Below are 22,796 nucleotides of genomic sequence, written 5' to 3' on the forward strand. Positions count from 1 at the left end.
CGCACAGCGGCGGCGAGGCGGCGCGGGCCGAGCCCGCCGCGCTGATCGCGGCGGCGCGCGGCCTGGGTCTGCGGGCCCTGGGCGCGACCCACAGCGAGGACGGCCGCCGGAGGCTCGCGGCCGCCATCGGCGATCCGGACACGGCGGTCACCCTGGCCGGCCTGCTGTCCGGCGCGCAGGGTCCCGGCCGGGACGAGGACGGGGCGCTCGCCCTGGACCTGCTGGTCGTGCTGGACGCCCCGCAGCTGGACGTGGAGAACGCGGCGGTCCTGGTCGAGGCGCTGGCCGACGGCACCCGGCTGGTGCTGAGCGGCGACCCGGGCGTGCTGGGCTCGGCGGGCGCCGGGCGGGTGTTCGCCGATGTGCTGGCCGCCCGCGCCTGTCCGCAGGTCGTCTCCCGCACCCCGGACCCGGGGCCGATCGGCGAGCTGGTCTCCGGCATCGGCATCGGCGAGCTGAACCAGGTCGACGCCCCGGGCAAGGAGGTGGTGATCGTCCCGGTCCGCGACGCGGGCGAGGCGGTCCACCGCACCGTGCAGCTGGTCGCCGACTCGGTGCCCCGGGCGTTCTCCATCCCCGCCGAGGAGACCCAGGTGATCACTGTGGGCCATGGCGGGGCCGCCGGGACCAGGGCGCTGAACGAGGCGCTGAAGCAGCGGCTCAACCCTGGCCCCGGCCGGTTCGGCGGTTTCGACCCGGGCGACCGGGTGGTCCATGTGCCCGCGCCCGGTCGTGCGGTGCCCGGGGTGGTGCGCTCGGCCGACGCCGAGGGGCTGCGGCTGGACTGCGGGGGCGTGCCCGTCGTCGTACCGCAGGAGCGGGTGGAGTCGTCGGTGCGGCACGGCTGGGCCCTCAGCGCCCATCAGGCGGCCGGGATGCGCTGGCCCGCCGCGGTCGTGGTGCTGCCGGGCGATGCCGCGCAGGGGCTGAGCAGGCCGTGGGTGTACACCGCGTTCGGCCGGGGCGAGCGGCATCTGTCCGTGGTCCACGGGGTGGACCAGGCGCTTCCGCACGCGGTGGCGCAGGTGCCGGCCCAGGAGCGGACGACCCGGCTGCGCCCGCTGCTGGAGGCGCTCCCGACGCCCGACGCGGCTTCGTGAACGGATGAGGACAGCGGTGGGGCCCCGGTGCGCGGTGCGCCGGGGCCCCACCGTCACGTCCGGTGCGGGAGAGGAGTCGAAGGAGTGGGGTCAGAGGCCGCCCACCGCGGGCCCGGCGAAGTCCTCGTCCGTCTCGTCCTCCTCGTCGAAGACCGCGCTGACGTCGAAGCGGCAGACCACCAGCTCGGGGTCGGCGTCCTCGAACGGGGCGCCGAGCCACTCCCCCGGCTCCGGCGGCGCTTCGCCGGCCGAGACCCACAGGGTGGAGTCGCCCTCCTCCAGACCGAACTCCTTGTGGCGGGAGGCGATCTCGTCCGGTTCGTACTCACCGAAGAGCACGCCGAGCGCGGCGTGGACGCTGGTGCCGACGACCGGGGCCGCGTCCGGTCCGTCCCCCGGACCCGCGTCGAGGTCGGCGAGGCGCTGAGCCTGTGCGAGCAGCCGCGGAGGTTCCGCGACCACGTAGTCGCGCCGGATCAGGACGCTGAGCGCGCTGGGCTCCGCGGGACCGGCGTAGGGCGGCAGGGAGTCGTCCGCGCCGGGGATCTCGAAGGGGGTGACTTCGTCGTAGCGGTCGTAGAGGAGCTCGTCGTAGACCTCGGCGGCAGCGGCAAGGGCGTTGAACGCGTCGTAGACGGCGGGGTCGTCGTCCCCGGTACGGCGTTCGACCGCGTCGAGGTGACGGTCGATCGCGGTTTTGACCGCTTCGGCGGCGGCACGTACCTCGGCAGCGGTGGGCTGCGCAGCATCAGACATAGTGCAGACGCTATCCGTACCGGGGCTCTGCCCGCACAATAGATGCGATGCCGGAATACGAATTCGTCGACGTGTACGTGCCGCGCGGGGTTTCCCGCAAGGAAGCGGCCCGACTCCTGACCGACCACGCCGAGTACGGACACTGGGAACTGGACCGCCTGACGCTCCGCAGGGACGGCAGCCGCAGGGTGCGGCTGCGCAGGCGGATCATCCGTCAGCTACGGGCCACCTGGTGACATGGAGCGGGCCCCGCGATCGCGGGGCCCGCTCCTCCTTCGTGGTGTGCCGTGCGGTGCGCGCCCGGATCAGGCGGCGCTGCGCGAGCGTCGGTAGAGAACCGATCCCGCGCCGGCGAGCAGCAGTCCCGCACTGGCCGGGATGAGCAGTTCGAGCCCGCCCCCACCGGTCTGCGCGAGCTGCTCCTGCGGAATGTTCCGGGTCTCGGGAGCATTCGGCTCGGGCGGCTGGTTGGCCGGCGGGGTGACCGGCGTCTCCGGCGTGACCGGGGGAACCTCGGGCTCCTCGGGCGGCGGGGGCGGAACCTCGGCGTCGTTGGAGCAGCTGTTGCCGAAGGCGGGGTTCAGCAGCCCGCCGATGGTGACGCTGTTCCCGCAGAGGTTCACGGGGATGTCGATCGGCGCCTGGATCGAGTTGCCGGAGAGGATGCCGGGCGAGCCCTTGGCGATCCCTTCGGCGGTGGCGCCGCCGCCCGGGGCCCGGTGACGGCCGGTGCCGGGCTCGGAGGTCCGGTCCGAGGCGGTGGTGTCGCCGGCCTGGGCGCCGTTGCCGGAGCCGCCGGGGACCGAGCGGGTCTCCGGAGCGGCCGAGCGGTCCCCGGAGCGGTCGGCCGAACGGTCGGATCCTGCTGATCCGTTTCCGCAGTCGTTGCCGCTGGTGGGGTTGAGCAGTCCGCCGACGCTGACGGAGTTGCCGCAGACGTTGACCGGGATGTCGATCGGGACCTGGACCGAGTTGCCGGACAGCACGCCCGGCGAGCCGGACGCCGTGCCGGCCGCCCCGGAGTCGGCGTGGGCGTATCCGCCACTGAGCGCGAGCACTCCGCCCGCCGCCGCCATGGTGATCAGGCCTTTACGAGTGACCTGTCGCATAGGTTCGTTTCCTGCCTTCTGCCTTCCGAAAAACCCCCGGACATGACCGTGCGGGAGCCGAATGCCGAACGGTCCCGGAGTGCATGGAGTGCACTCCGGGACCGACCGAGCTCAAACCCTTACGGGTTGACGTTCAACGTCACGCGTTGACGCAGGTGTTGCCGAAGGCGGGGTTCAGCAGACCGATCACGGAGACCGTGTTGCCGCACACGTTGACCGGCACGTGGACCGGAACCTGGACGACGTTGCCGGAGAGCACGCCGGGGCTGCCGATGGCAGCACCCTGGGCGCCCGCGTCGGCGGAAGCCATGCCCGCACCCGCGAGAACGAGGCCACCCGTAGCAGCCGCAACTGCGACGACCTTCTTGATCATTATTCCTCCTAGTTGGAAATGCGGTCCCAGCCGCGGACCGCAAACCTTGTAACGAGGAGGCTGGGGCGGGGCTACGTGTGAACGGCTCGTTTCACTCGTTCGGACATGTCCGTACAGGTGGACGAATCGACGGCGAATCGGACATGGAGCGGTCAGGAGTGGTCGATGAACCGGTCGAGCACCCGCACGCCGAACTGCAGACCGTCGACCGGCACCCGCTCGTCGACGCCGTGGAACATCCCGGCGAAGTCCAGCTCCGGCGGCAGCTTCAGCGGGGCGAAGCCGAAGCCCCGGATGCCCAGGTCGTCGAAGGACTTGGCGTCGGTGCCGGCCGAGAGCATGTACGGCACGGCACGGGCGATCGGGTCCTCGGCGACCAGCGCGGTCTGCATGGCGTCGACCAGGGCGCCGTCGAACGTGGTCTCCAGGGCCTTGTCCGCGTGCACGTCCTCGCGGCGCACGTTGGGGCCGAGGATCCGGTCGAGGTCGGCGAGGAACTCCTCCTCGTACCCCGGCAGGTACCGGCCGTCGACGTGGGCGGTCGCCTGGCCCGGGATGACGTTGACCTTGTAGCCCGCGCCGAGCTGGGTGGGGTTGGCGGTGTTCTGGAGGGAGGCGCCGATGAGCTTGGCGATGCCGCCGAGCTTGGCGAGCGTCTCGTCCATGTTCTCCGGGTCCAGCTCGGTGCCGAGCGCGTCCGAGAGCTCGTCCAGGAAGTGCCGCAGCGTCTTGGTGACCCGCACCGGGAACTTGTGCCGGCCCAGCCGCCCGACCGCCTCGGACAGCTCGGTGATGGCGTTGTCCTTGTGGATCATCGAGCCGTGCCCGGCGGTGCCGTCCACGGTCAGCTTCATCCAGTGCATGCCCTTCTGGGCCGTCTCCACCAGATACAGCCGCAGGTTCTCGTTGACGGTGAAGGAGAAGCCGCCGACCTCGCTGATCGCCTCGGTGACGCCCTCGAAGAGCCCGGGGTGGTTGTCGACGAGGTAGCGCGCCCCGTACGTCCCGCCGGCCTCCTCGTCCGCGAGGAAGGCGAGCACGATGTCGCGCGGGGGCTTGCGGCCGGTGCGCATCCGCTCGCGGACGACCGCGAGGGTCATCGCGTCCATGTCCTTCATGTCGACCGCGCCCCGGCCCCAGACGCAGCCGTCCGCGATCTCGCCGGAGAACGGGTCGTGCGTCCAGTCCGCCGCGTTGGCCGGCACGACGTCGGTGTGCCCGTGGATGAGGAGCGCCGGGCGGGAGGGGTCCTCGCCCTCGATCCGGGCGACGGTGGAGGCCCGCCCCTTGTGCGACTCGAAGATCTGCGGCTCCAGGCCGACCTCCGCGAGCTTCTCCGCGACGTACTCGGCCGCGAGCCGCTCACCGGGGCCCGAGTGGTCGCCGTAGTTGCTGGTGTCGATCCGGATCAGGTCACGACAGAGGTCGACGACCTCCCTCTCGGCGTTGCCGCCGGTGACGGCCTTGCCCGTGCTGCTCTCGCTCACGCTGGTTCCTTCCACTGTCGCTGTGGTGCTCCTCCTCATCCTCCCGCGCCCACGGCGTACACCCAAGGCCGCGCACCCCCCGTCACGCACCGTTCACAGCCATCGGGGCGTGATCGAGCACCCCTGAATGTTTGCTATGGTTTTCCACGTCGGAACGGGCACGGCCCGCGAAGACAGACACCTTGTCCGGGTGGCGGAATGGCAGACGCGCTAGCTTGAGGTGCTAGTGCCCTTTATCGGGCGTGGGGGTTCAAGTCCCCCCTCGGACACCAGGGTCTACCGACCGAACAGAGCCGGTCAAAGCGACGTTTTGTCGCTTTGACCGGCTCTGTTGTCGTGGTGGATGTGTTCGTTCTGTTCAGGTAGGGCGTGTCGGGGTGCGACCACCCGGGAAGAGGCCGGGGATGCGACGGCTCGGGGAGCTTGAAGCCGAGATCATGGACTGCCTGTGGAAGTGGGGCAGGCCTGCGACGGTCCGTGAGGTGGTCGACGACATCAACCTCCGTCGCCCGGTGGCCTACACGACCGTGATGACGGTGGCCACGATTCTCTACAACAAGGGGTGGCTGACCCGGCAGAAGCGGGGGCAGGCGTGGCTCTACACCCCGGTGCGCAGCCGCGAGGCGTACTCCGCGGCCCTGATGGAGGACGCGCTGGGTACAAGCCAGGACCGCTCTGCTGCGCTTCTCCACTTCGTCGAGCGGATGACGGACGAGGAAGTCGCCGCGTTGCGCGAGGCGCTGCGGTCCACCGGTCGTGACGAGCTGTGAACGCCGCCCCCGCCCTGATCGGCTACGCGGCCGTGGTGAGCACGCTGGCGCCGGGCGTCATGCTGCGCAGTCGTTGGCCGCAGCGTTCGCCCTCGCTGGCGATAGCGGTCTGGTTCACCCTCGCGGTGACCTTCTCGCTCAGCCTGTCGCTGGCCGCGCTGAACCTCGCCGACCCCGACGCGCACCTACACGGGCTTCTCTACTCGTGTCGGGCGGCACTGGGTCTCGGGCCGTCCGGCGACGCCGCTTTCGCCCGTGCAGGAGTCGCATGCTCCGTGATCCTGGTCGTTGCTCATCTTGTCGGATTCGCCTTCCACGCCGCACGGGCTCATGCCGCTCGGGGCGGGCGCCGTGAGATCCTCGACAAAGTCGGCCGCCGCTCGGCCGGTCTCGGTGCCACCGTGGTGGAGCATGCCGTGCCCGCCGCCTATTGCCTGCCGGGCCGTCGGCCGCGGATCGTCGTGAGCACGGGCGCCGTTGATCTCTTGTCCGGCGCCGAGCTCGGTGCTGTCGTCGAGCACGAACGGGCCCACGTGCTGGGCCGCCATCACCTGATTCTCTCCGGGGCCCACGCCTTGAGCTGGGCGTTTCCGGGCGTGCCCTTGGCTCGGCACATGCGGGAGCAGGTTCCGCTGCTGCTCGAGATGGTCGCCGACGACCGCGCGCTCCAGCGCTTTCCGCGCAGCACGCTGGCTGCGGCGATGTTCAGCATGGCATCGGGCGAAGCGCCGCCCGGAGCTCTGGCCGTCGGTGGGCAGACCGTGCTGGTCCGCCTGAAGAGAGTGCTGAGGCCGGCACGCGGTGTGCATCCCGTCCTGCGCTGCTGTGTCGGTGCGGGCGCCGTCATGGCACCGCTCCTGCCCGTGCTGCTGGCGTGCGGTGCCGGTCTGGAGTAGTCCGACCGGGGCCAGCCGCTTCCTCAGCCGCGGCATTCCGGTGGGCCCGGCCGCCGGATTTGCTCGTGGCCGGATTCGCCGACGCCTCGGCCGGCCTCCGCCATGGGTCCGTGCCTGCCGTGCACGGGAACGTTGAGAGTCACATGCGGGGCTCTCAGATCCGTACGCCCCACATGAAGGGCATACCGCTGCGGGCGATCGATTCGTAGCGAACCTGGGCCCCGGGCTTGGGCGAGTGGAGGATCTGTCCGTTTCCGGCGTAGAAGCCGACGTGGCTCAGGTCGGTGCGCATGATGATGAGGTCGCCGGGCTTGAGCGCGCCGAGGGAGTTGATCCGGGTGCCCGCGTTTGCCTGGGCCTGCGAGGTGCGCGGCAAGGACACGCCGGCTTGACGGAACGCCCAGGAGGTCAGACCGGAGCAGTCGAAGGAGCCGGGGCCGGTCGCTCCCCAGACGTACGGCATGCCGACCCGGCTCTTGGCGGCGTTGAAGGCTGCGGCCGTGATTCCGGACGCGCTGGTTTCGTTGCCGAGGTCGACCCGTTCGCTGGAGCGGTTGGCTCGCTCCTCCTTCTCGGCGATCGTGGCCCGTTCTTTGGCGGTCAGCGTGTTGAGGAGCCTTTGCGCCTCTGCCAGCTTGCCCTGGATCTCCTTCTTCTTGCTTCCCAGTTCCTTCCGGGTGTCCTGGAGGCTGTTGAGCTTCTCGGCGGCCTGGGTGCGCTGCTGCTGCAGGGCTCGCTGCTGCGAGAGGAATCGCTGGAGGGTGTCGGACTGACGTGCGCTGAGACGGTCGAGGCCGGACGCCTTTTCGAGGTAGGAGTCGGGGTCGGCCGAGAGGAGCAGTTGGAGGGAGGGGTCGAGGCCGCCGCTGCGGTACTGGGCGGTGGCCACGGAGCCGAGCTGCTGGCGGAGTTCGTTGAGGGCTCCCTGTTTGCGGGCGACCGCTTCTTGCAGGTTGTCGGCCTCTTCCTGGAGATTGTCGGCCGATTCCTTCGCTCCGTTGTACTTCTCCGTGGCCTGGGTGGCTTCCTCGTACAGGCGGTCGATCTGGGCCTGCACACCCTTCTTGTTCGGGTCCGGCAGCGGGTCCGCCGAGGCTGACTGCGCGGACATCGCGACCGTGACCGCGGCGGTCGCGGTCAGGACGGAGGTGTACGCGTGATTCGGCTGCTTAGGACGACGGTGGGACGCCACTGAGGCGAGCTCCTTCTTCCTCGGCCGCTGCCCGACGGCAAGGTCGACCGTCAAGTTCCGCAGGAGTGCGGCGGGTTCAGCGACGCCTCCACCGACACCCCGGGCGGGTGATCGACCGTGCGGAGACGGGAAACTCATACTAATCAACTTAGTGACTTAGGGCCAAGCCTCGGCCGACTGCGAGCGCCGGGAACGGTGAATCGGCCCCCGGCCTGCTCCTGGGGCAGAAGCCACCCGCCCCGAACTCGTGCTCGCCCCTCACTTCGTGCAGCAGTCGCAGGTGCGCGCCGGTGCGGGGGCGGCGACGGGTTCGAGGCCTAGGGCTGCCTGCGAAGGACGGGCCTCCCGGTTGGGGACCTCAATCGCGAAGGGGGCGCCCGTGGCCGTCGACAGCAGGCTCCGCGAGAGCCGGTCCGTGGGTGCGGCGTGGCCCGTTCCCACCGTCTCCTGCGGGGTGGCGGCCGTCCGGGGTCGGGCCGGGGAGGGGTCACGGACAGGCTGGTGGCGGGGCAGGCGGGTCCTGCGTCCGGCCCGGATGCCGTTGGCGATCACGAGGACTTCGGCGAGTTCGTGGGTGGCGACCACGGCGGCCAGGCCAAGGACGCCGATGCCGGCGAGGGGAACGAGGGTGAGGAGGATGGCGCCGGAGAGGATGAGGTTCTGGGTGAAGACGGCGCGGGCGGCGCGGGTGTGGGCGATGGCGTCGGGCAGGCGGCGCAGGTCTTCGCCCATGAGGGCGATGTCGGCGGCTTCGATCGCGACGTCGCTGCCCATGGCGCCCATGGCTATGCCGGCGTGGGCCGTGGCGAGGGCGGGGGCGTCGTTGATGCCGTCGCCGACCATGGCGACCGGGCCGCGTGCGGAGAGTTCGGTGACGATGCGGGCCTTGTCCTCGGGAAGGAGTTCAGCGCGAACGTCGGTGATGCCCGCGTCGGTGGCGATGGCCTCGGCGGTACGGGTGTTGTCGCCGGTGAGCATGACGACCTGGACGCCCTGCCGCCCGAGGCGGGCTATGACCTCGGGGGCTTCCGGTCGCATCTCGTCGCGTACGGCGACGGCGCCGAGGACGGCGCCCTCGTGTTCGACGAGGACGACGGTGGCCCCGGCGTTCTGGAGGCGGGCGACCTCTGTGCCGAGGGTACCCGGATCGAGGAAACCGGGCTTGCCCAGGCGGGCCGGGGTTCCTTCGACGGTGCCGGTCAGGCCGTTGCCGGGGACCGCCTCGACATCCGCGGCCGGCAGGGGGACGAGGGTGTCGGCGGCGGTGAGGATCGCTGCCGCCAGGGGGTGCTCGCTGCGCGCCTCCAATGCGGCGGCGACGCTCAGGACCCGGTCGCGGTCGACGCCGGGGGCGGTGACCACGTCGACGACGGCGGGGCGGTTGCGGGTGAGGGTGCCGGTCTTGTCGATGGCGACGACGCGTACGGCGCCGAGTGCCTCGACGGCGGCGCCGCCCTTGATGAGGACGCCGGCCTTGGAGGCGGCGCCGACGGCCGCGACCACGGCGATGGGGACGGACAGGGCGAAGGCGCACGGCGCGGCGGCGACCAGGACGACCAGGGCGCGTTCGATCCAGACGCCGGGGTCACCGAAGAGGCTGCCCAGGGCGGCGATCAGGGCGGCGAGGACCAGAACGCCGGGGACCAGGGGGCGGGCGAAGCGGGCGGCGAGGCGCTGGCTGTCGCCCTTGCGTTCCTGGGCGTTCTGGACGATGTGGACCAGGCGGGCCAGGGAGTTGTCCTCGGCGGTCGCGGTGACGGTCACCTCCAGGGCGCCCGCGCCGTTGATGGTCCCGGCGAAGACGTCGCTGCCGGGGCCGACCTCGCTGGGGACGGACTCTCCGGTCACCACGGAGGTGTCCAGGGCACTGCGTCCGGCGCGGACGGTGCCGTCGGTGGCGATCTTCTCGCCGGGCCGCACGATCAGGGCGTCGCCGACGACGAGGTCGGCGGGGTGCACCTGGTGCTCGGTGTTGTCGCGCAGGACCACGGCGTTGGGCGGCACGAGGTCCAGCAGGGCCCGCAGCCCGTGCCGGGTCCGGGCCAGTGCGTACCCTTCGAGGCCCTCGGCGATGGAGAACAGGAACGCCAACGTCGCCGCCTCGCCGTACTCGCCGAGGGCGACGGCCCCGCCTGCGGCGATGGTCATCAGCAACCCGACGCCGAGCCGACCGCGCAGCAGAGCCCGCAGGGCGCCAGGAGCGAAGGTGGCCGCACCGACGGCGAGCGCGGCGAGCATCAGGGGCGCCGAGACGGCATCGGGGATCAGGAACGAGATGCCCAGCAGCACACCGGAGGCGGTGGCGGCCTGCAGTTCGCGGATCTGCCGGACGCGCGAGGGCGGCTCGGGCGCCGCCGAAGCCCGGGGCGTGGCGACGGAGGGGCCGGTGCCGCAGCATTCGTCAGCCATGACGAGCCTCCACGTCGCCCATGTGTCCGGGTGTGGTGCCGCCCGAGCAGCAGACGCCGTCCGGATCACATTCCTGGTCGGGCCGACCCTGGTGGTCGACGAGCAGGACGAGGGCGGCCAGCTCGGCAAGGGCGTGCGCCAGCTTGGGGTCGGCCAGCTCGTAGCGCACCCGCCGACCGTCGGGGACGGTTTTGACCAGCCCGCAGCCGCGCAGGCAGGACAGATGGTTCGAGACGTTGCCGCGGGTCAGGCCCAGGCGTGCGGCGAGGTCCGAGGGGTAGGCGGGGGCTTCGAGCAGAGCCAGCAACAGCCTGCGCCGCGACTCGTCCGCCAGCGCCGTGCCCACCCGGGCCAGCGCGCCGGCGTCCACAGCCACGGCCAGGCTCCTGTCGTGTCGCATCTCCATGGTGGCGACGTTACAGCCAATGCTTAATCAAGCACAGACTGAATCATGTGCAGCGGCCGTTCCACCCAGTGCGGGAGTGCTCTTCAGCCGACAGCCTGGACAACACGCGGGGCGAGCCGTCCACTGCGGGCCAGCACGGTGACCGACACCGCGCACGCGAAGCCTGTTGCGACGAGAACCGCCCACGCCAGCCAGGCAGCCCCGTGGTTCTGCGCGAAGCCCCAGAGGGCCCCGATCGCCAGATTCCCCAGTGTGATGCCCAGGCCGGAGATGGTGTTGTACAGGCCGTAATGGGTGGCGACCAGCCGGTTTTCGCACAGGGCGACCACGGTGTCCATCTCGAACGGATAGACGATCGCGCCGCCGACGGCGAGGAGCACCACCGCGCACACGAGCGCGATCAGCACCATGGCGGGGAGATCGCGTGGGGTGAGCGCGAGCGGGACGAAGGCCAGGCCCATGCAGGACAGGCCGACGGCAAGGGCTTGGTGCGGGCTCCAGCGGCTCTTCGCCCACGACGTCAGGCGCAGTTGGCCGGCGACCGCCACCGCGGCGGAGATGACGAACAGACCGCTGGTCGCCTTGGTGGCGTTCGCCCCCAGGGAGTCCGCCGCCGCCAGGGGGAGCGCGAGATAGACCTGGAAGGTCAGCACGTAGGAGCCGATCATGGCACCGGAGAACAGCAGGAACGGGCTGTTCGCCAGCACCGATCGCCACTGCCCGAGGACACTGTCGACAGGTTCGGAGGCACCGCCCGCGCTCGCGCCTCGCCGGTCGGGCAGAGCGCGCCACTGCAACACCGTGAGCACGGCGAAGATGGCGGCGGCGACCGTGCACACGGCCTGGAAGTCGGCGGCGAGCAGGGCCAGGCCCACCAGGGGGCCCAGGAACATGCCTGCCTGGTAGTAGACGTTGAAGGTGGCGAAGGCGTCGACCCTGCGGTCCCCCGCTTCGGCGGCCAGGTAGGCGCGTACGGCAGGGTTGAACAGCGCGCCGGCGAAGCCGGTGGCCGCGGATGCGGCGATCAGCGCGGGCAGATCGTCGACCCAGCCGAGCAGCCCGAACCCGGCGGTGCGCAGCAGGCAGCCGGCCATGATGGGCGCCTTGTAGCCGAACCGGTCGGCGATGGTTCCGCCGATGAGGAACATCCCCTGCTGGGAGAAGTTGCGCACCCCCAGGACCAGTCCGACGGCCCAGGCGGCCAGCCCGAGCGGTCCGGCGAGGTGGGCGGCGAGGTAGGGCATGAGCATGTAGAAGGCGAGATTGATGGCGAACTGGTTGGCCATCAGAAGCCGAGTGGGGGCGGAGAAGGAGCGGGTCTGCTCCCACACAGCCCTCATCGGGCGGCCTCGGCGAGCAGCCGCGCGTCGAGCGCGAGGGGGTCGGTGACGTGGGTGCATCGGGTCCAGCGCGAGACGACCCGGTCTTCGGGCCGGTCGATCTCGTCGGGGTCGTCGGCGGGCAGATGGTCCAGCAGACCGTGCTCGCGACAGTAGGTGTCGTCGAAGACGGTGCCGATGTACCGCTGCGGGCCATCGGGGAACACCGTCAGGATCCGGTTCTCCGCCGGCAGCGTCCGGGACAACCAGCGGGAGACGAGAGCGACCGCGCCGACGCTCCAGCCGCCGGTGGCGTAGTGATCGCGGGCCAGCCGCCGCGCCGCCCAGACCGCTTCGGGGGCCGCCACCCAGTGGACCTCGTCGAACAGGTCGTACGCGACGTTGCGGGGATGGATGCTGCTGCCCAGGCCGCGCATCAGGCGCGTCGCCGCCGGCTGCCCGAAGATCGTCGACCCGGTGGTGTCCACGCCCACCACGCGCAGGTGCGGAAAGTAGCCGCGCAGCACGGAGGCGACTCCGGCGGAGTGCCCGCCGGTGCCCACCGAGACGACCAGGGTGTCGATCCGGCCGAGCTGGGCGACGAGCTCATGGGCGAGCGCGGCGTAGGCGGCGACGTTGTCGGGGTTGTTGTACTGGTCGGGGCACCAGGCGTCGGGCTGCACGGCGAGGAGTTCTTCGACGCGTCGGCGGCGGGCCTCCTGCCAGCCGCCGACCGGGTGCGGGGTCCGGACGAGTTCCACCTCGGCGCCGAAGGTGGTGAGCAGCCCCGTCATGAACGGCTCCATCCCGAGGTCCGTGACGACGGTGACCGGGTGCCCGTACACGGCTCCGGCGAGAGCCAGCCCCAGGCCCAGGGTGCCGGAGGTGGACTCGATGATCCGTGCCCCGGGCAGCAGCTGCTCGCGCTGCCGGGCGGCCAGCACCATGTGCAGGGCGGTGCGGTCCTTGATGCCGCCGGGGTTGTGGCCCTCCAGCTTGGCCCAGAATCCGCGGCCGGGCGCGGTGAACGGGTCGCCGATCCACAGGACGGGGGTGTCCCCGACCAGTCCGGCCGGGGTGTGCATCGGGCGCTTGCTGTGGGCGAGGAGTCCAGCCGGCGCGGCGGGAAGGGAGGTGCGGGTGCTCTGGTTCATGGCGTGCTTCTCCTACGGCCGGCGCCGGTAGGCGGTCGGCCGCTGTGCAGGAAGATCAGGACGGGTGACCGTGGCAGTGACGCCGTGGCGGGTGGTGACCCGCGTAACGACGGCTCACCGGCCGGTCACGTCCGCCATACACCCAGACAGGCACGCTTCTGTTGGGTGGGCAGCCCTGCGGAGCAGGCGGAGGGTGGTGGTCGCTGCCATCCGCAGTCGACGCTCACACCGGACGGTGCGCCGGGCAGTTCGTCGCAGACACCGGCGTCGGCCTGCGGCATTCCGCGCGGCGTCTGGACGCTCGGCTCGTCCCCGCTCCGGCACTGCAGATCGCCGTCCCCCGCGGGCTGCGGCGCCTGCCCGGGGGGATACGTCTGCGGAGGCGGGGGCTGACCGCATGAGGACCCGAAAACTGCGGCAATGCTGTCGGCCCGCCCCTCACCGGAGAGGGCGGGGCCGTGAGCACAGGCCAGCAGGTGGACGAGAACGGCGAGCAGCACCATCAGGGCCGCCTCGGACCACATACCGAGGTGGCTGACACGGTGTCCAGCCCCCATCCTCATAGGCACAGAATGTAGTCGACCGAGCACATAAGGTGCGCGTCAGGGATGGGGGCGATCCTGCGGATCCAGCCATCGAGGCTGCCTCTTGCCCCTCGTTCTGCGCCGAGTGGCGTGAAAGCCGCCACAGCCCATTCACTCGATCGAGTGGACCAAGCCGCGGCCGGGAAAGTCAGCTCCGAGAACTCGCCGAGCGGCGCTTGAGCAGCCACCACACGCCACCCGCCGCGGCCAGGACGACCACCGCTCCGGCGATGACCAGCCCCACCCGGCCTCCGCCGTCCTCTTCCTCATCAGCGGTTTCGGGGGTCGGCTCGGCCGGGGCCGGAGAGGCGGTGGACGGCGACGGGGCAGGGGGAGGGGTGTCGCTCGCCGTGGGGCTGGGGGCGATGGGGGAGGCTCCCGGGGCTGCGGCCTTCAACTTCAGTATCGGGGCGGGCTGTTCCGGCCTGCTGTCCCCCGTGGGGATCTCGATCCACCGGGAAATCTTGCCGTCGCTGTAGGTTTCGATCGTCTTGAAGGCCAGTTCTTCGGCGTCGGGAAGTTGGCGCACCTTCACGGTGAAGACGGCGTTGGTACCGACGGGGACCGGCGGTCCGCCGATGGTGAAGTCGTCGGAGCCGGCCTTCAACTTCCACCCCGCGGGCTGCCCTCGCAGGGTGACGTCGGCAGGGCTGATGCCCTCGGGGAGGACGACGCGCATTTCGGTGATGCCCGCGCTGTCCGACTCGGCCTCGGCCTCGAAGGTGATGCTCACGTTCTGGGCAAGCGCCTGCGGGGTCTCGGACTGGACCTCTACATGTGCGAAAGCGGGCGCCGCCGAAACAAGCACCGCAGTCAGCGCGAGAGCGCCCGCGGAGCTGATCCTACGGGCGGCGGATGGAAGGGCGACCATGATGGGCTCCTTGGTGAGGGAAGGCAGAAGGCGACGGTGAACGGTGTTCTTCAGGGGCGCCCGGGCGGGAGTCCGGACCTCCTGGAGGGCCTCTCCGTGTCAGGAGGTGGGCCGGCAGCTCGGACGGTGAGCGGTCCGGGGTGCGGGAGTCGGCGGCTTCGCACGCGCTTCTACCCTTCGTCTCCCGCCTGCCCGCTGCGGGCGGTACCCCGGATCGCCGCAGCGAGCTGCTCGGGTGCGCGGGTGGAGATGTACAGGTAGGGGGTGGGGTCGTCCGGGTCGAGGACCTCCACCCGGACCGCGCCTCCGATGTAGCTGCGCATGACGAGGAAGGCCCGGGTGTCGGCCTTGTAGGTGCGCCAGGCGCGGGCCTCCTCCCCCACCAGGGCGTGGGGTTCGCCCAGGGCGTTCAGCGGCAGGCGTGCGTCACCGACGACGAGAAGCTTCGGGGTGACCCGGATGCGCGTCGATCCCTGGGACATGGCGAAGCTCGTGGCCAGGCCGCCGCCGGCCACGAAGGCGATGAGGGCGGCGATCAGCCCGTACGGAAAGAAGACCAGGGCCATGGCCAGCCCGAAGGCGAAGACGATGAGCCACCAGGTGCGGGGGACGGTGAGGCGTTCGTCGTAAGCGAGTGCGTTGTCCGCGGCCACGGGGTTCACCTTGTCGTACACGGCGGGGGTACGGGGGGCGTTCACAGCGGCAGGAACGTGCTGGCGTGCGGGTCGTAGCGGGCGGTGGTGCCCGCGTCGATGTCGTAGAACCAGGCGTGCAGACGCAGGGTCCGGTCGATCAGCCGGGCTTGGACACACGGGTACGCGCTGAGGGCGTCGAACTGCATGAGGGTGTGCCAGTGCCCTGCGGCCAGGTGGAAGGGTGCTGCTTCGGAGTCGGGGTGGAGGGCGTCGATGACCCCGCAGCGGGAGTGGCCGCACACGATGATGTCGGTGACGCACAGGACGTCGACCGCGTGCTCGATGGTCTGGGCCTCGCTGGTCGGCTCGTACTCGGTGTAGGGCGAGATTCTCCCGCCATAGGTGCGCAGTTCGTACAGGTCGCCCGGGCGGCTCCCGGTGATCAGGGCGGGCACCACATGGGCGTCGGAGCAGGCGATGAACATGGCCTGTGGTGTGGCGCTGGTGGTGTGCGGGCCGAGGTTCACGCCGTGTGCGGCGGCGCGGGCGGGGAAGGTACGGGCTTCGTCTATCAGGGGTTGCATGCCGGCCTCCGGGTCAGTCTGCGAGACGGTCGTCGATGAGCTTCTTGAACTCGTCGTACGAGGCCGGGTTCTGGATCTTGGTGCCGTCGACGACGAAGGTCGGGGTGCCCTGCACACCGAGGCCCAGCCCGTCGCGCTGGTCGACCTTGACGCGCTCGGCGGTGGCCGGGTCGGCGAGGTCCGTGTCGAACTTCTTCATGTCGAGGCCGAGTTCCTTCGCGTAGCCGCGGAAGACGCTCTCCTTGCTCTCCTGCGACTCGCCCCATTCCTTCTGAGTGGTGAAGAGCTTGCTGTACATCTCCTCGAACTTGCCCTGCCGGGCTGCGGCTTCGGCGGTACGGGCGGCGAGTTCGCCGTTGCGGTGGCCGGGCATGGGGAAGTACCGGGCGACGAAGGTGACCCGGTCGCCGTACTCCTCGCGGAGCTTCTCGACTGCCGGGTAGTACGCGCCGCAGGCTTCGCATTCGAAGTCCAGGAACTCGACGACGGTCAGCTCGCTGCGTTCGGGCTGGCTGAGGCGGTGGCTGGTGGCCCGTACGGGCAGGGCCTGCGCGGCGGGCTGGATGTTCGCCGCGCTGTCGGAGGGGGTGTCGGGGCGCAGCAGGAGGTAGGAGCCGAGGGCTGCCGCGAAACAGGCGACCAGGACGGCGGCGATGATCAGGTGCTTGGTGATTTTCTTCATGATGGCCTCTTGGTGGTTTCGCGGGGGACGGGGCGCCGGTCGCGGGCGTGGAGGCCGGCGAGGTAGGCGTTGTAGGCGGCCAGGGGGTCACCGGCGTCGCCGCGGTCGATCTGCCGGTCGATGCGCCGGGCTTCTCGCCGGTCGGAGCGGACCCACTGGATCGCCAGGATGATCGTGGTGATCAGGACAGGGATGTCTCCGGTGGCCCAGGCGATGGCTCCGGCGTCGTACTGGTCCTCCAGCGCGTCGGTGACCCAGGGGCGGTCGAGCCGGGACCACCAGCCGGCGCCGATGAGGGTCGTGGAGCTCATCAGGGAGATGCTGAACCAGGAGTGGAACGGCATGGTCAGGATGAGAGTGAACAGGCGGCCCAGGTGCGGTGGGCGGCGCGGTCCGGGATCGATGCCGATGATCACCCAGAAGAACAGCAGCCCCACCACGAGGAAGTGCACCAGCATGACCATGTGGCCGAGGTGGGTGCTCATCAGCGTCTCGAACAGTGAGGTGTAGTAGACAGCGAAGGCGCTGCCGATGAACAGCACGCTCGCCACGACCGGGTGGGAGATGACGCGTACGTAGCGGCTGTGGAGCAGGGCGATCAGCATCTCGCGCGGCCCGGCTGCAGAGCCCTTGGGCGCGGCGGGCAGCGCGCGGAGCGCGAGGGTGGCGGGAGCGCCCAGCACGAGCAGGATCGGCACGCTCATCGCGAGGATCGTGTGCTGGCCCATATGGACGCTGAACAGCACCTTCCCGTACACCGCCAGGCCGCTCATCGTCGCGAGCACGGTCACCGCCAGGCCCATGAACCACGCGATGGTCCGCCCGACCGGCCAGCGGTCCCCCCGCGCGTGCAGCTTGCGGACACCCGCCACGTACAGCAATGCGGCGGTCGCCGTACCGAAGGCGAACAGCGGGTCGAAGTGCCACTGGGTGAACAGCGGCGTCCAGGGGAAGTCGCCCAGTGCCGGAGGCATGGCGAAGCCCAGCAGTTCCTCCGCCGGGGAGAGTGCCGCGTCCGGCGCCCCGGGAGCGGGAGTGCGGGACAGGCCGACCGCGAGCCCCATCGCCGCTGCCATGATCAGCAGTTCACCGGCGGCGAGGCGGACGAAGCCCCGCCGGCTACCTGCTTCCAGGGACACCATGGTGTGTTTGCGGTGCCACCATCCGGCGACTCCCAGGAGCAGGAGGGCCATGGTCTTGGTCAGGAGGAGCAGCCCGTACCGGCTGGTGAACGCCTCGCCGGGCGAGGGCAGCCGTACGGCGGCGTTGACCAGTCCGCTGGCCGCGACGGCTAGCAGTGACCATCCGGCCAGCGGGCTGAACCGCCGCACCGCGTCCTTCGTCTGCTTTTCCCGCCGGAAGGCCGCCACGAGGACGAAGAGCAGGCCGCCGACCCAGACGGCGACGCCGACCAGATGCAGGGCCAGGCTGATCACAGCGGCATCGTGGTTGCTCGCGGCCGAGGAGTGGCCGGTGAACGCGGGCGGAAGCAGCCCGGCGACCGCGAGCAGGAGAGCGGCACGGGCCCAGCGGGCGGTGCCGAGCCCCAGACACACCGTGGCGACGGTTCCGGCTGCCGCGGCGGCCAGTGCGAAGGAACGCCCCTGGGGGTCGGTGAGGACGAAGTCCGCCACCATGTCGGGAGCGAGGACCGTTCCCAGCGGCTGGGCGAAGAGGTCGGAGAGGGTGAAGACCAGGGTGGTGCAGGACGCCATCGTCCACACCGCGGCGGATACGGCTGCCCAGTTCAGAAAGCGCAGCTGGTCCGCCCCCAGCCGCCGGCCGCCCGGCAGCAGCACCACCACCATCAGCAGAGCCCCGATCGTGGCCACCGCGGACACGTCCGCGAGCGTGCGCACCACCGGCAGCCCCCAGGTGGTCACCGCTCCCGGGCCTTCGATCCCCGGCACCGTCGCCTCGCCGCCGCCCGCCCGGACAGCGACGACGGCAGCGATCACCGAACCCGCCGTGGCGACCGCCAGGAGCAGCGGCAGGCGGGAGAACGCCTTCGGCCCGGTCACCGCGCCGTCAGTCGCCACGGCTGACCCGCCTGCGCCGGAACAGGAGGTAGCCGCCCGCCCCGGCGGCCATCAGCACCCCGGCCGCGGTGACAGCCGCTGTGCTCGTACCGGTGGCGTCTCCGCCGTCCGCGGCCACGGGACCGGCCGAGGCCGGAGTGGGCGACGCCGTCCGCCCGGCCGGTGGCTCGGGCGAGGACACCCGCGCGCCGGCGGACGCCTTGGGGGCCTGCACGATGAAGCTGTAGGAGCCGGAGACCGGGTGGCCGTCGGCGGACACGACGCGGTAGCCGACGCTGTAGGCGCCTGCCGGGGCCTGCGGGTCGAGAGCGATCGTGACGCGCTTGCCGTCGACCCGGGGGAGGCCCTGGGCGGCAGGCTGCTTGTCGGGACCGGTGACGGCGACCTTGGCGTACTTCTGGTCCATCGGATCGCTGAAGGTCAGCGTGACGCTCTCAGGTACCTCCGCCAGCGACGCCTTGGCCGCGGGGTGCTGCTGTCGAGATCCGTGTGCGCCGCAGCCAGGGGAGCGCCCGCGGCGAGGACGCCCAGGGCGGCGGGTACGACGAGGGCGCGTGTCGCGAAGCGCGCACGCAGGTGGGTGTGGTGCATGGAATGAGGGGACTCTCTGTGCGGCCTGCGGCCTCAGCCGCAGGAATACGCGCGGACCGGCGCACGCCGGTCGTCCCCTGCACGGGTATGTCTGTCAGGACAAGGCAGGACAGCCGACCGGCGTCAGCCGGGAACGGACGAGGAGACCACCGGCGCCCGGAGGAGCCCGGCCGGAGCGCAGCCGTACCGGAACGGCGGGCTTCAACAGCATCTCGGTCGGCCGGAGTCTGCCCTGCGGTCCGTGGCCGCGCACGACCAGGAGCGGCCAGACGAAAGCCAGCAGGCGCAGGACCACGGCCAGCAGAGGCTTGCTCTGCCACAGCATCTGCTCGGTCACACCGAGCACCCGGGCGGCCACGATCAGAGTGATCACATGGCCGGAGAGCAGCGCTCCCGCAGGCAGTTGGAGGGTGGCGCCGTGCTCCACCAGCGACGGCAGGATCGAGGTGGTGTCCGCTCCAGCCGCTGCCCGGCACATCCCGGGCAACGCGTACGTGGCGTGGTGGGCGACCTGTGCCGCGACCAGCACCCCGAGAAGCTGTCCGTCGGTGAGTCTCCGCCGGGTCAGGAACACCGCTCCCGGTACGGCCACGAGACCCACCACCGCCACGACGACCCATTGCGGGGCGTGCCCCAGGCTCAGCACGTGCCCGACCATCGGCAGCAGGACGCACAACACGGCGAGAACCGCAGCACGCACACCGCGCAGCACGCCGGATGCCGGCGAAGCGGTACGGGGCAACAGCAACGGTCCCATGGGCGGATTCCCGAACGTCACGGTGAGAGAGGCGGCTCTGGCGAGGAGAAGGCTACCCGTAGCGGGGCGCCTGCCCACCTGTCGGGTGTTCTCGTCCCGGTCCTGCTCGGACTCGTGCTCTCCTGCGGCTGTCCGCAGACGCAGGTCGCATGGCCGCCGATGTGGTGCCGCTGGGCGCGGCCCTGGTGGCCGCCCGGACACCACAGGACGCCGTACCTACGGCTCCTAACGGGCGGAACCCAGATCGACGCCATCTGTCGGTGATGGACAGCAGATACCCTGGGAGCTGATCTTGTTCCGCCCCACTTCGGTGGGGCTCTTTTGCGTCACCGGCCCGCGACGGAGAGGTTACGACCATGCGGGGTCGCAGGAAGCCGCCCGCCGCTCCGCTCCCCCAGCGGGACGGGATCGACGCGGTGCGGGTGCGGTTGCCGGAGGATCCGGAGGGGCGGTGGGCGTCCGTCGGGGCACATCTGGCCGACCGGTTCGGCGGGGCGATCGGGGTGGACCGGGTGGGCCGGATGCTGGCGGCCGGGCGGTTCGTGGGGGCCGACGGGGTCGCGGTGCGGGGCGACGATCCGTACGCCGCCGGGCGGTATCTCTGGTTCCACCGGGACTTCGCGGCGGAGGAGCCGGTGCCGTTCCCGGTCGGGGTCGTGTACCGGGACGAGCGGATCGTGGTCGCGGACAAGCCGCACTTCCTGGCGACCACGCCCCGGGGGCGGCACATCACCGAGACCGCGGTGGCCCGGCTGCGGCGGGAGTTGGCGCTGCCCGAGCTGCAGCCCGCGCACCGGCTGGACCGGCTGACTGCGGGGCTCGTGCTCTTCGTGGTGCGGCCCGAGGAGCGGGGCGCGTACCAGACGCTCTTCCGGGACCGGCTGGTGCGGAAGGAGTACGAGGCGGTGGCTCCGTACGATCCGGAGCTGGCCCTCCCGCGGACCGTACGGAGCCGGATCGTCAAGGAGCGCGGGGTGCTCGCCGCCCGGGAGGAGGCGGGCGAGGCGAACAGTGAGAGCCGGGTGGAGCTGGTGGAGCGCCGGGGGTCGCTCGGGCGCTATCGGCTGCTGCCCGCCACCGGGCGGACGCATCAGCTGCGGGTCCATATGAACGCGCTGGGGCTGCCGATCGTCCACGATCCGCTGTATCCGGAGGTGGCGGAGGAAGGGGCCGCCGATGACTTCTCGCGGCCCCTTCAACTGCTGGCGCGGGTGCTGGAGTTCGCCGATCCGGTCAGCGGGGAGCCGCGCCGCTTCGAGAGCGGGCTGCGGCTCTCCGCCTGGCCGGAGGGGTGAGGCGCGCGGCGCTCAGTGGCCGCGCTTGATCCAGTCGTCGAGCTGCGGGGCCTCCGCGCCGATGGTGGTGGGGTCGCCGTGGCCGGTGCGGACCGCCGTGTCGCCCGGGAGCGTCAGCAGCCGGTCGCGGATCGAGTCGATGATCGTGGGGAACGACGAGAAGGAGCGGCCGGTGGCGCCGGGGCCGCCCTGGAAGAGCGTGTCGCCGGTGAAGACCGTTCCCAGCTCGGGGGCGTACAGGCAGACCGCGCCGGGGGCGTGGCCCGGGGTGTGCAGGACCGTGAGGGTGGCGCCGGCGACCGTCAGCTCCTGGCCGTCGGTCAGGGCGCCGTCGGGGGTCCGCTCCGGGTGGGTCTGCTGCCAGAGCGGCAGGTCGTCCGGGTGGAGGAGGATCGGGGCGCCGGTGGCCTCCGCGAGGGCGGGGGCGGCGTCGATGTGGTCGTTGTGCGCGTGGGTGCAGACGATGGCGCGCAGCGTCCGGCCGCCGAGCGCGGCCTCGATCGCGGCGGCGTCGTGGGCGGCGTCGATGACGATCGCCTCGGTGTCGTCGCCGACGATCCAGACGTTGTTGTCGACGTCCCACTCGCCGCCGTCGAGGGCGAAGGTGCCGGAGGTGACCAGGTGGTCGATGCGGGCGGCCATCAGAAGACCACCACCGAGCGGAGGACGTCGCCGTCGTGCATCCGGGCGAAGGCCTGCTCGATGTCGCCGAGTCCGATGGTCTCGGTGACGAAGGCGGCGAGGTCGAGGCGGCCCTGCTGGTGGAGGTCGACGAGCATCGGGAAGTCGCGGGAGGGCAGGCAGTCGCCGTACCAGGAGGACTTGAGCGAGCCGCCGCGGCCGAAGACGTCCAGGAGCGGCAGTTCGAGCTTCATGTCCGGGGTGGGGACGCCGACGAGGACGACCGTTCCGGCCAGGTCGCGGGCGTAGAAGGCCTGTTCGTAGGTCTCCGGGCGGCCGACGGCCTCGATGACGACGTCGGCGCCGTTGCCGTCGGTGAGGGCGCGGATCGCCTCGACGGCGTCGCTGGAGCGGGAGTTGACGGTGTGGGTGGCGCCCATCTTCTTCGCCGTCTCCAGCTTGCGGTCGTCGATGTCGACCGCGATGATCTTCGCCGCTCCGGCCAGCCGGGCTCCGGCGATGGCCGCGTCGCCGACGCCGCCGCAGCCGATGACGGCGACCGAGTCGCCGCGGCCGACCTGACCCGTGTTGATGGCGGCGCCGATGCCCGCCATGACACCGCAGCCGAGCAGTCCGGCGACGGCCGGGGCGACCTCGGGGTCGACCTTGGTGCACTGGCCGGAGGCGACGAGGGTCTTCTCGGCGAAGGCGCCGATACCGAGGGCGGGCGACAGCTCCGTGCCGTCGAGCAGCGTCATCTTCTGCTTGGCGTTGTGGGTGTCGAAGCAGTACCAGGGGCGGCCGCGCAGACAGGCGCGACACTGGCCGCACACGGCACGCCAGTTGAGGATGACGAAGTCGCCGGGGGCGACGTCCGTGACGCCCTCGCCGACCGACTCCACGACGCCCGCGGCCTCATGGCCGAGGAGGAAGGGGAACTCGTCGTTGATGCCGCCCTGCTTGTAGTGCAGGTCGGTGTGGCAGACGCCGCACGCCTGGATCTTCACGACGGCCTCGCCGGGACCGGGGTCCGGGATCACGATCGTCTCGACCCTGACCGGCTCGTTCCTGCCCGGTGCGATGACCGCTTGCACCTGCTGTGCCATAGCCCTGCTCTCCCTGCTCCCGCGCTGCGCGAAGATCGATCGCGGACCACCGTACGCCTT

Annotated in this window: 23 protein-coding genes and 1 tRNA gene; 6 read left to right on the top strand and 18 right to left on the bottom strand. The window is 71.3% G+C overall.

The window, feature by feature from the left end; all coding sequences use genetic code 11:
• Positions 1-1,100: AAA family ATPase (locus G3I54_RS24145; RefSeq protein WP_239144543.1), on the top strand; the 1,100-nt coding region annotated here is incomplete at its 5' end.
• Positions 1,101-1,190: 90 nt separating this feature from the next.
• On the opposite strand, the gene G3I54_RS24150 is transcribed toward G3I54_RS24145, so the two are convergent.
• A complete protein-coding gene (locus tag G3I54_RS24150) occupies positions 1,191-1,856 on the bottom strand; it encodes a hypothetical protein (protein ID WP_164616972.1) in 666 nt (221 codons plus the stop codon).
• Positions 1,857-1,903: 47 nt separating this feature from the next.
• Between G3I54_RS24150 and G3I54_RS24155 the strand changes: the two genes are divergently transcribed.
• Complete coding sequence (locus G3I54_RS24155) at positions 1,904-2,092, top strand: DUF5703 family protein (protein ID WP_003970138.1); 189 nt, start codon at positions 1,904-1,906, stop codon at positions 2,090-2,092.
• A 69-nt stretch (positions 2,093-2,161) separates the two neighbouring features.
• Here G3I54_RS24155 and G3I54_RS24160 read toward each other — a convergent pair whose 3' ends face one another.
• The 3 genes from G3I54_RS24160 to G3I54_RS24170 form a co-directional block, all read right to left on the bottom strand.
• Positions 2,162-2,965 (bottom strand): chaplin, encoded by an 804-nt coding sequence (locus G3I54_RS24160; protein WP_164616974.1) that lies wholly within the window; start codon positions 2,963-2,965, stop codon positions 2,162-2,164.
• Between the two features lie 139 nt (positions 2,966-3,104).
• Complete coding sequence (chpH, locus tag G3I54_RS24165; protein ID WP_006123411.1) at positions 3,105-3,338, bottom strand: chaplin ChpH; 234 nt, start codon at positions 3,336-3,338, stop codon at positions 3,105-3,107.
• 152 nt (positions 3,339-3,490) lie between these two features.
• Positions 3,491-4,825: a M20/M25/M40 family metallo-hydrolase gene (locus tag G3I54_RS24170; RefSeq protein WP_056703072.1), complete on the bottom strand. Its 1,335-nt coding sequence runs from the start codon at positions 4,823-4,825 to the stop codon at positions 3,491-3,493.
• A 184-nt stretch (positions 4,826-5,009) separates the two neighbouring features.
• Here G3I54_RS24170 and G3I54_RS24175 point away from each other — a divergent pair.
• The 3 genes from G3I54_RS24175 (at position 5,010) to G3I54_RS24185 (ending at position 6,491) form a co-directional block, all read left to right on the top strand.
• Positions 5,010-5,097 (top strand) — tRNA-Leu (locus G3I54_RS24175).
• Positions 5,098-5,229: 132 nt separating this feature from the next.
• Entirely contained in the window at positions 5,230-5,595 is a 366-nt protein-coding gene (locus tag G3I54_RS24180; RefSeq protein ID WP_164616976.1) for a BlaI/MecI/CopY family transcriptional regulator, read from the top strand.
• Positions 5,592-6,491 (top strand): M56 family metallopeptidase, encoded by a 900-nt coding sequence (locus G3I54_RS24185; RefSeq protein WP_164616979.1) that lies wholly within the window; start codon positions 5,592-5,594, stop codon positions 6,489-6,491. The genes G3I54_RS24180 and G3I54_RS24185 overlap by 4 nt, the downstream gene beginning before the upstream one ends.
• A gap of 154 nt (positions 6,492-6,645) precedes the next feature.
• Here G3I54_RS24185 and G3I54_RS24190 read toward each other — a convergent pair whose 3' ends face one another.
• The 12 genes from G3I54_RS24190 to G3I54_RS24245 form a co-directional block, all read right to left on the bottom strand.
• Positions 6,646-7,683 carry a C40 family peptidase gene (locus G3I54_RS24190; RefSeq protein WP_164616980.1) on the bottom strand — a complete coding sequence of 346 codons (1,038 nt, stop codon included), beginning with the start codon at positions 7,681-7,683 and terminating at the stop codon, positions 6,646-6,648.
• Positions 7,684-7,941: 258 nt separating this feature from the next.
• Entirely contained in the window at positions 7,942-10,092 is a 2,151-nt protein-coding gene (locus tag G3I54_RS24195) for a cation-translocating P-type ATPase (RefSeq protein ID WP_164616982.1), read from the bottom strand.
• The gene (locus G3I54_RS24200) at positions 10,085-10,498 is read right to left on the bottom strand and encodes a metalloregulator ArsR/SmtB family transcription factor (protein ID WP_275408013.1); all 414 of its coding nucleotides are present in this window, start codon (positions 10,496-10,498) and stop codon (positions 10,085-10,087) included. The genes G3I54_RS24195 and G3I54_RS24200 overlap by 8 nt, the downstream gene beginning before the upstream one ends.
• Before the next feature lie 83 nt (positions 10,499-10,581).
• The gene (locus tag G3I54_RS24205) at positions 10,582-11,838 is read right to left on the bottom strand and encodes an MFS transporter (protein WP_164616984.1); all 1,257 of its coding nucleotides are present in this window, start codon (positions 11,836-11,838) and stop codon (positions 10,582-10,584) included.
• The gene (locus G3I54_RS24210; protein WP_164616986.1) at positions 11,835-12,971 is read right to left on the bottom strand and encodes a PLP-dependent cysteine synthase family protein; all 1,137 of its coding nucleotides are present in this window, start codon (positions 12,969-12,971) and stop codon (positions 11,835-11,837) included. The genes G3I54_RS24205 and G3I54_RS24210 overlap by 4 nt, the downstream gene beginning before the upstream one ends.
• 732 nt (positions 12,972-13,703) lie before the next feature.
• A complete protein-coding gene (locus G3I54_RS24215; RefSeq protein WP_164616988.1) occupies positions 13,704-14,426 on the bottom strand; it encodes a DUF1775 domain-containing protein in 723 nt (240 codons plus the stop codon).
• A gap of 170 nt (positions 14,427-14,596) precedes the next feature.
• The gene (locus G3I54_RS24220) at positions 14,597-15,079 is read right to left on the bottom strand and encodes a DUF3093 domain-containing protein (protein ID WP_164617190.1); all 483 of its coding nucleotides are present in this window, start codon (positions 15,077-15,079) and stop codon (positions 14,597-14,599) included.
• Positions 15,080-15,120: 41 nt separating this feature from the next.
• The gene (locus tag G3I54_RS24225) at positions 15,121-15,645 is read right to left on the bottom strand and encodes a carbonic anhydrase (RefSeq protein ID WP_164616990.1); all 525 of its coding nucleotides are present in this window, start codon (positions 15,643-15,645) and stop codon (positions 15,121-15,123) included.
• A 13-nt stretch (positions 15,646-15,658) separates the two neighbouring features.
• Positions 15,659-16,327: a thioredoxin domain-containing protein gene (locus tag G3I54_RS24230; RefSeq protein WP_164616992.1), complete on the bottom strand. Its 669-nt coding sequence runs from the start codon at positions 16,325-16,327 to the stop codon at positions 15,659-15,661.
• Positions 16,324-18,366, bottom strand: a complete 2,043-nt coding sequence (locus tag G3I54_RS24235; RefSeq protein ID WP_164616994.1) for a cytochrome c oxidase assembly protein — start codon at positions 18,364-18,366, stop codon at positions 16,324-16,326. Before G3I54_RS24235 ends, G3I54_RS24230 begins: the two co-directional genes overlap by 4 nt.
• The gene (locus tag G3I54_RS39075) at positions 18,356-19,000 is read right to left on the bottom strand and encodes a copper resistance protein CopC (protein WP_164617192.1); all 645 of its coding nucleotides are present in this window, start codon (positions 18,998-19,000) and stop codon (positions 18,356-18,358) included. The genes G3I54_RS24235 and G3I54_RS39075 overlap by 11 nt, the downstream gene beginning before the upstream one ends.
• A gap of 51 nt (positions 19,001-19,051) precedes the next feature.
• A complete protein-coding gene (locus G3I54_RS24245) occupies positions 19,052-19,714 on the bottom strand; it encodes a hypothetical protein (protein ID WP_164616996.1) in 663 nt (220 codons plus the stop codon).
• Between the two features lie 356 nt (positions 19,715-20,070).
• On the opposite strand from G3I54_RS24245, the gene G3I54_RS24250 reads away from it, so the two are divergent.
• Positions 20,071-21,009: an RluA family pseudouridine synthase gene (locus tag G3I54_RS24250; RefSeq protein WP_164616998.1), complete on the top strand. Its 939-nt coding sequence runs from the start codon at positions 20,071-20,073 to the stop codon at positions 21,007-21,009.
• Between the two features lie 12 nt (positions 21,010-21,021).
• Here the strand turns inward: G3I54_RS24250 and G3I54_RS24255 are convergent, their stop codons facing one another.
• On the bottom strand, positions 21,022-21,651 hold the full coding sequence (locus G3I54_RS24255; RefSeq protein ID WP_164617000.1) for an MBL fold metallo-hydrolase: 630 nt from the start codon (positions 21,649-21,651) through the stop codon (positions 21,022-21,024).
• Entirely contained in the window at positions 21,651-22,736 is a 1,086-nt protein-coding gene (locus tag G3I54_RS24260) for an S-(hydroxymethyl)mycothiol dehydrogenase (protein WP_164617002.1), read from the bottom strand. The genes G3I54_RS24255 and G3I54_RS24260 overlap by 1 nt, the downstream gene beginning before the upstream one ends.
• Between the last annotated feature and the right edge of the window lie 60 nt (positions 22,737-22,796).

Origin of the sequence: Streptomyces sp. SID14515 (genome assembly GCF_010548505.1) — a bacterium.
Classification (GTDB): Bacteria; Actinomycetota; Actinomycetes; order Streptomycetales; family Streptomycetaceae; genus Streptomyces; species Streptomyces caviscabies.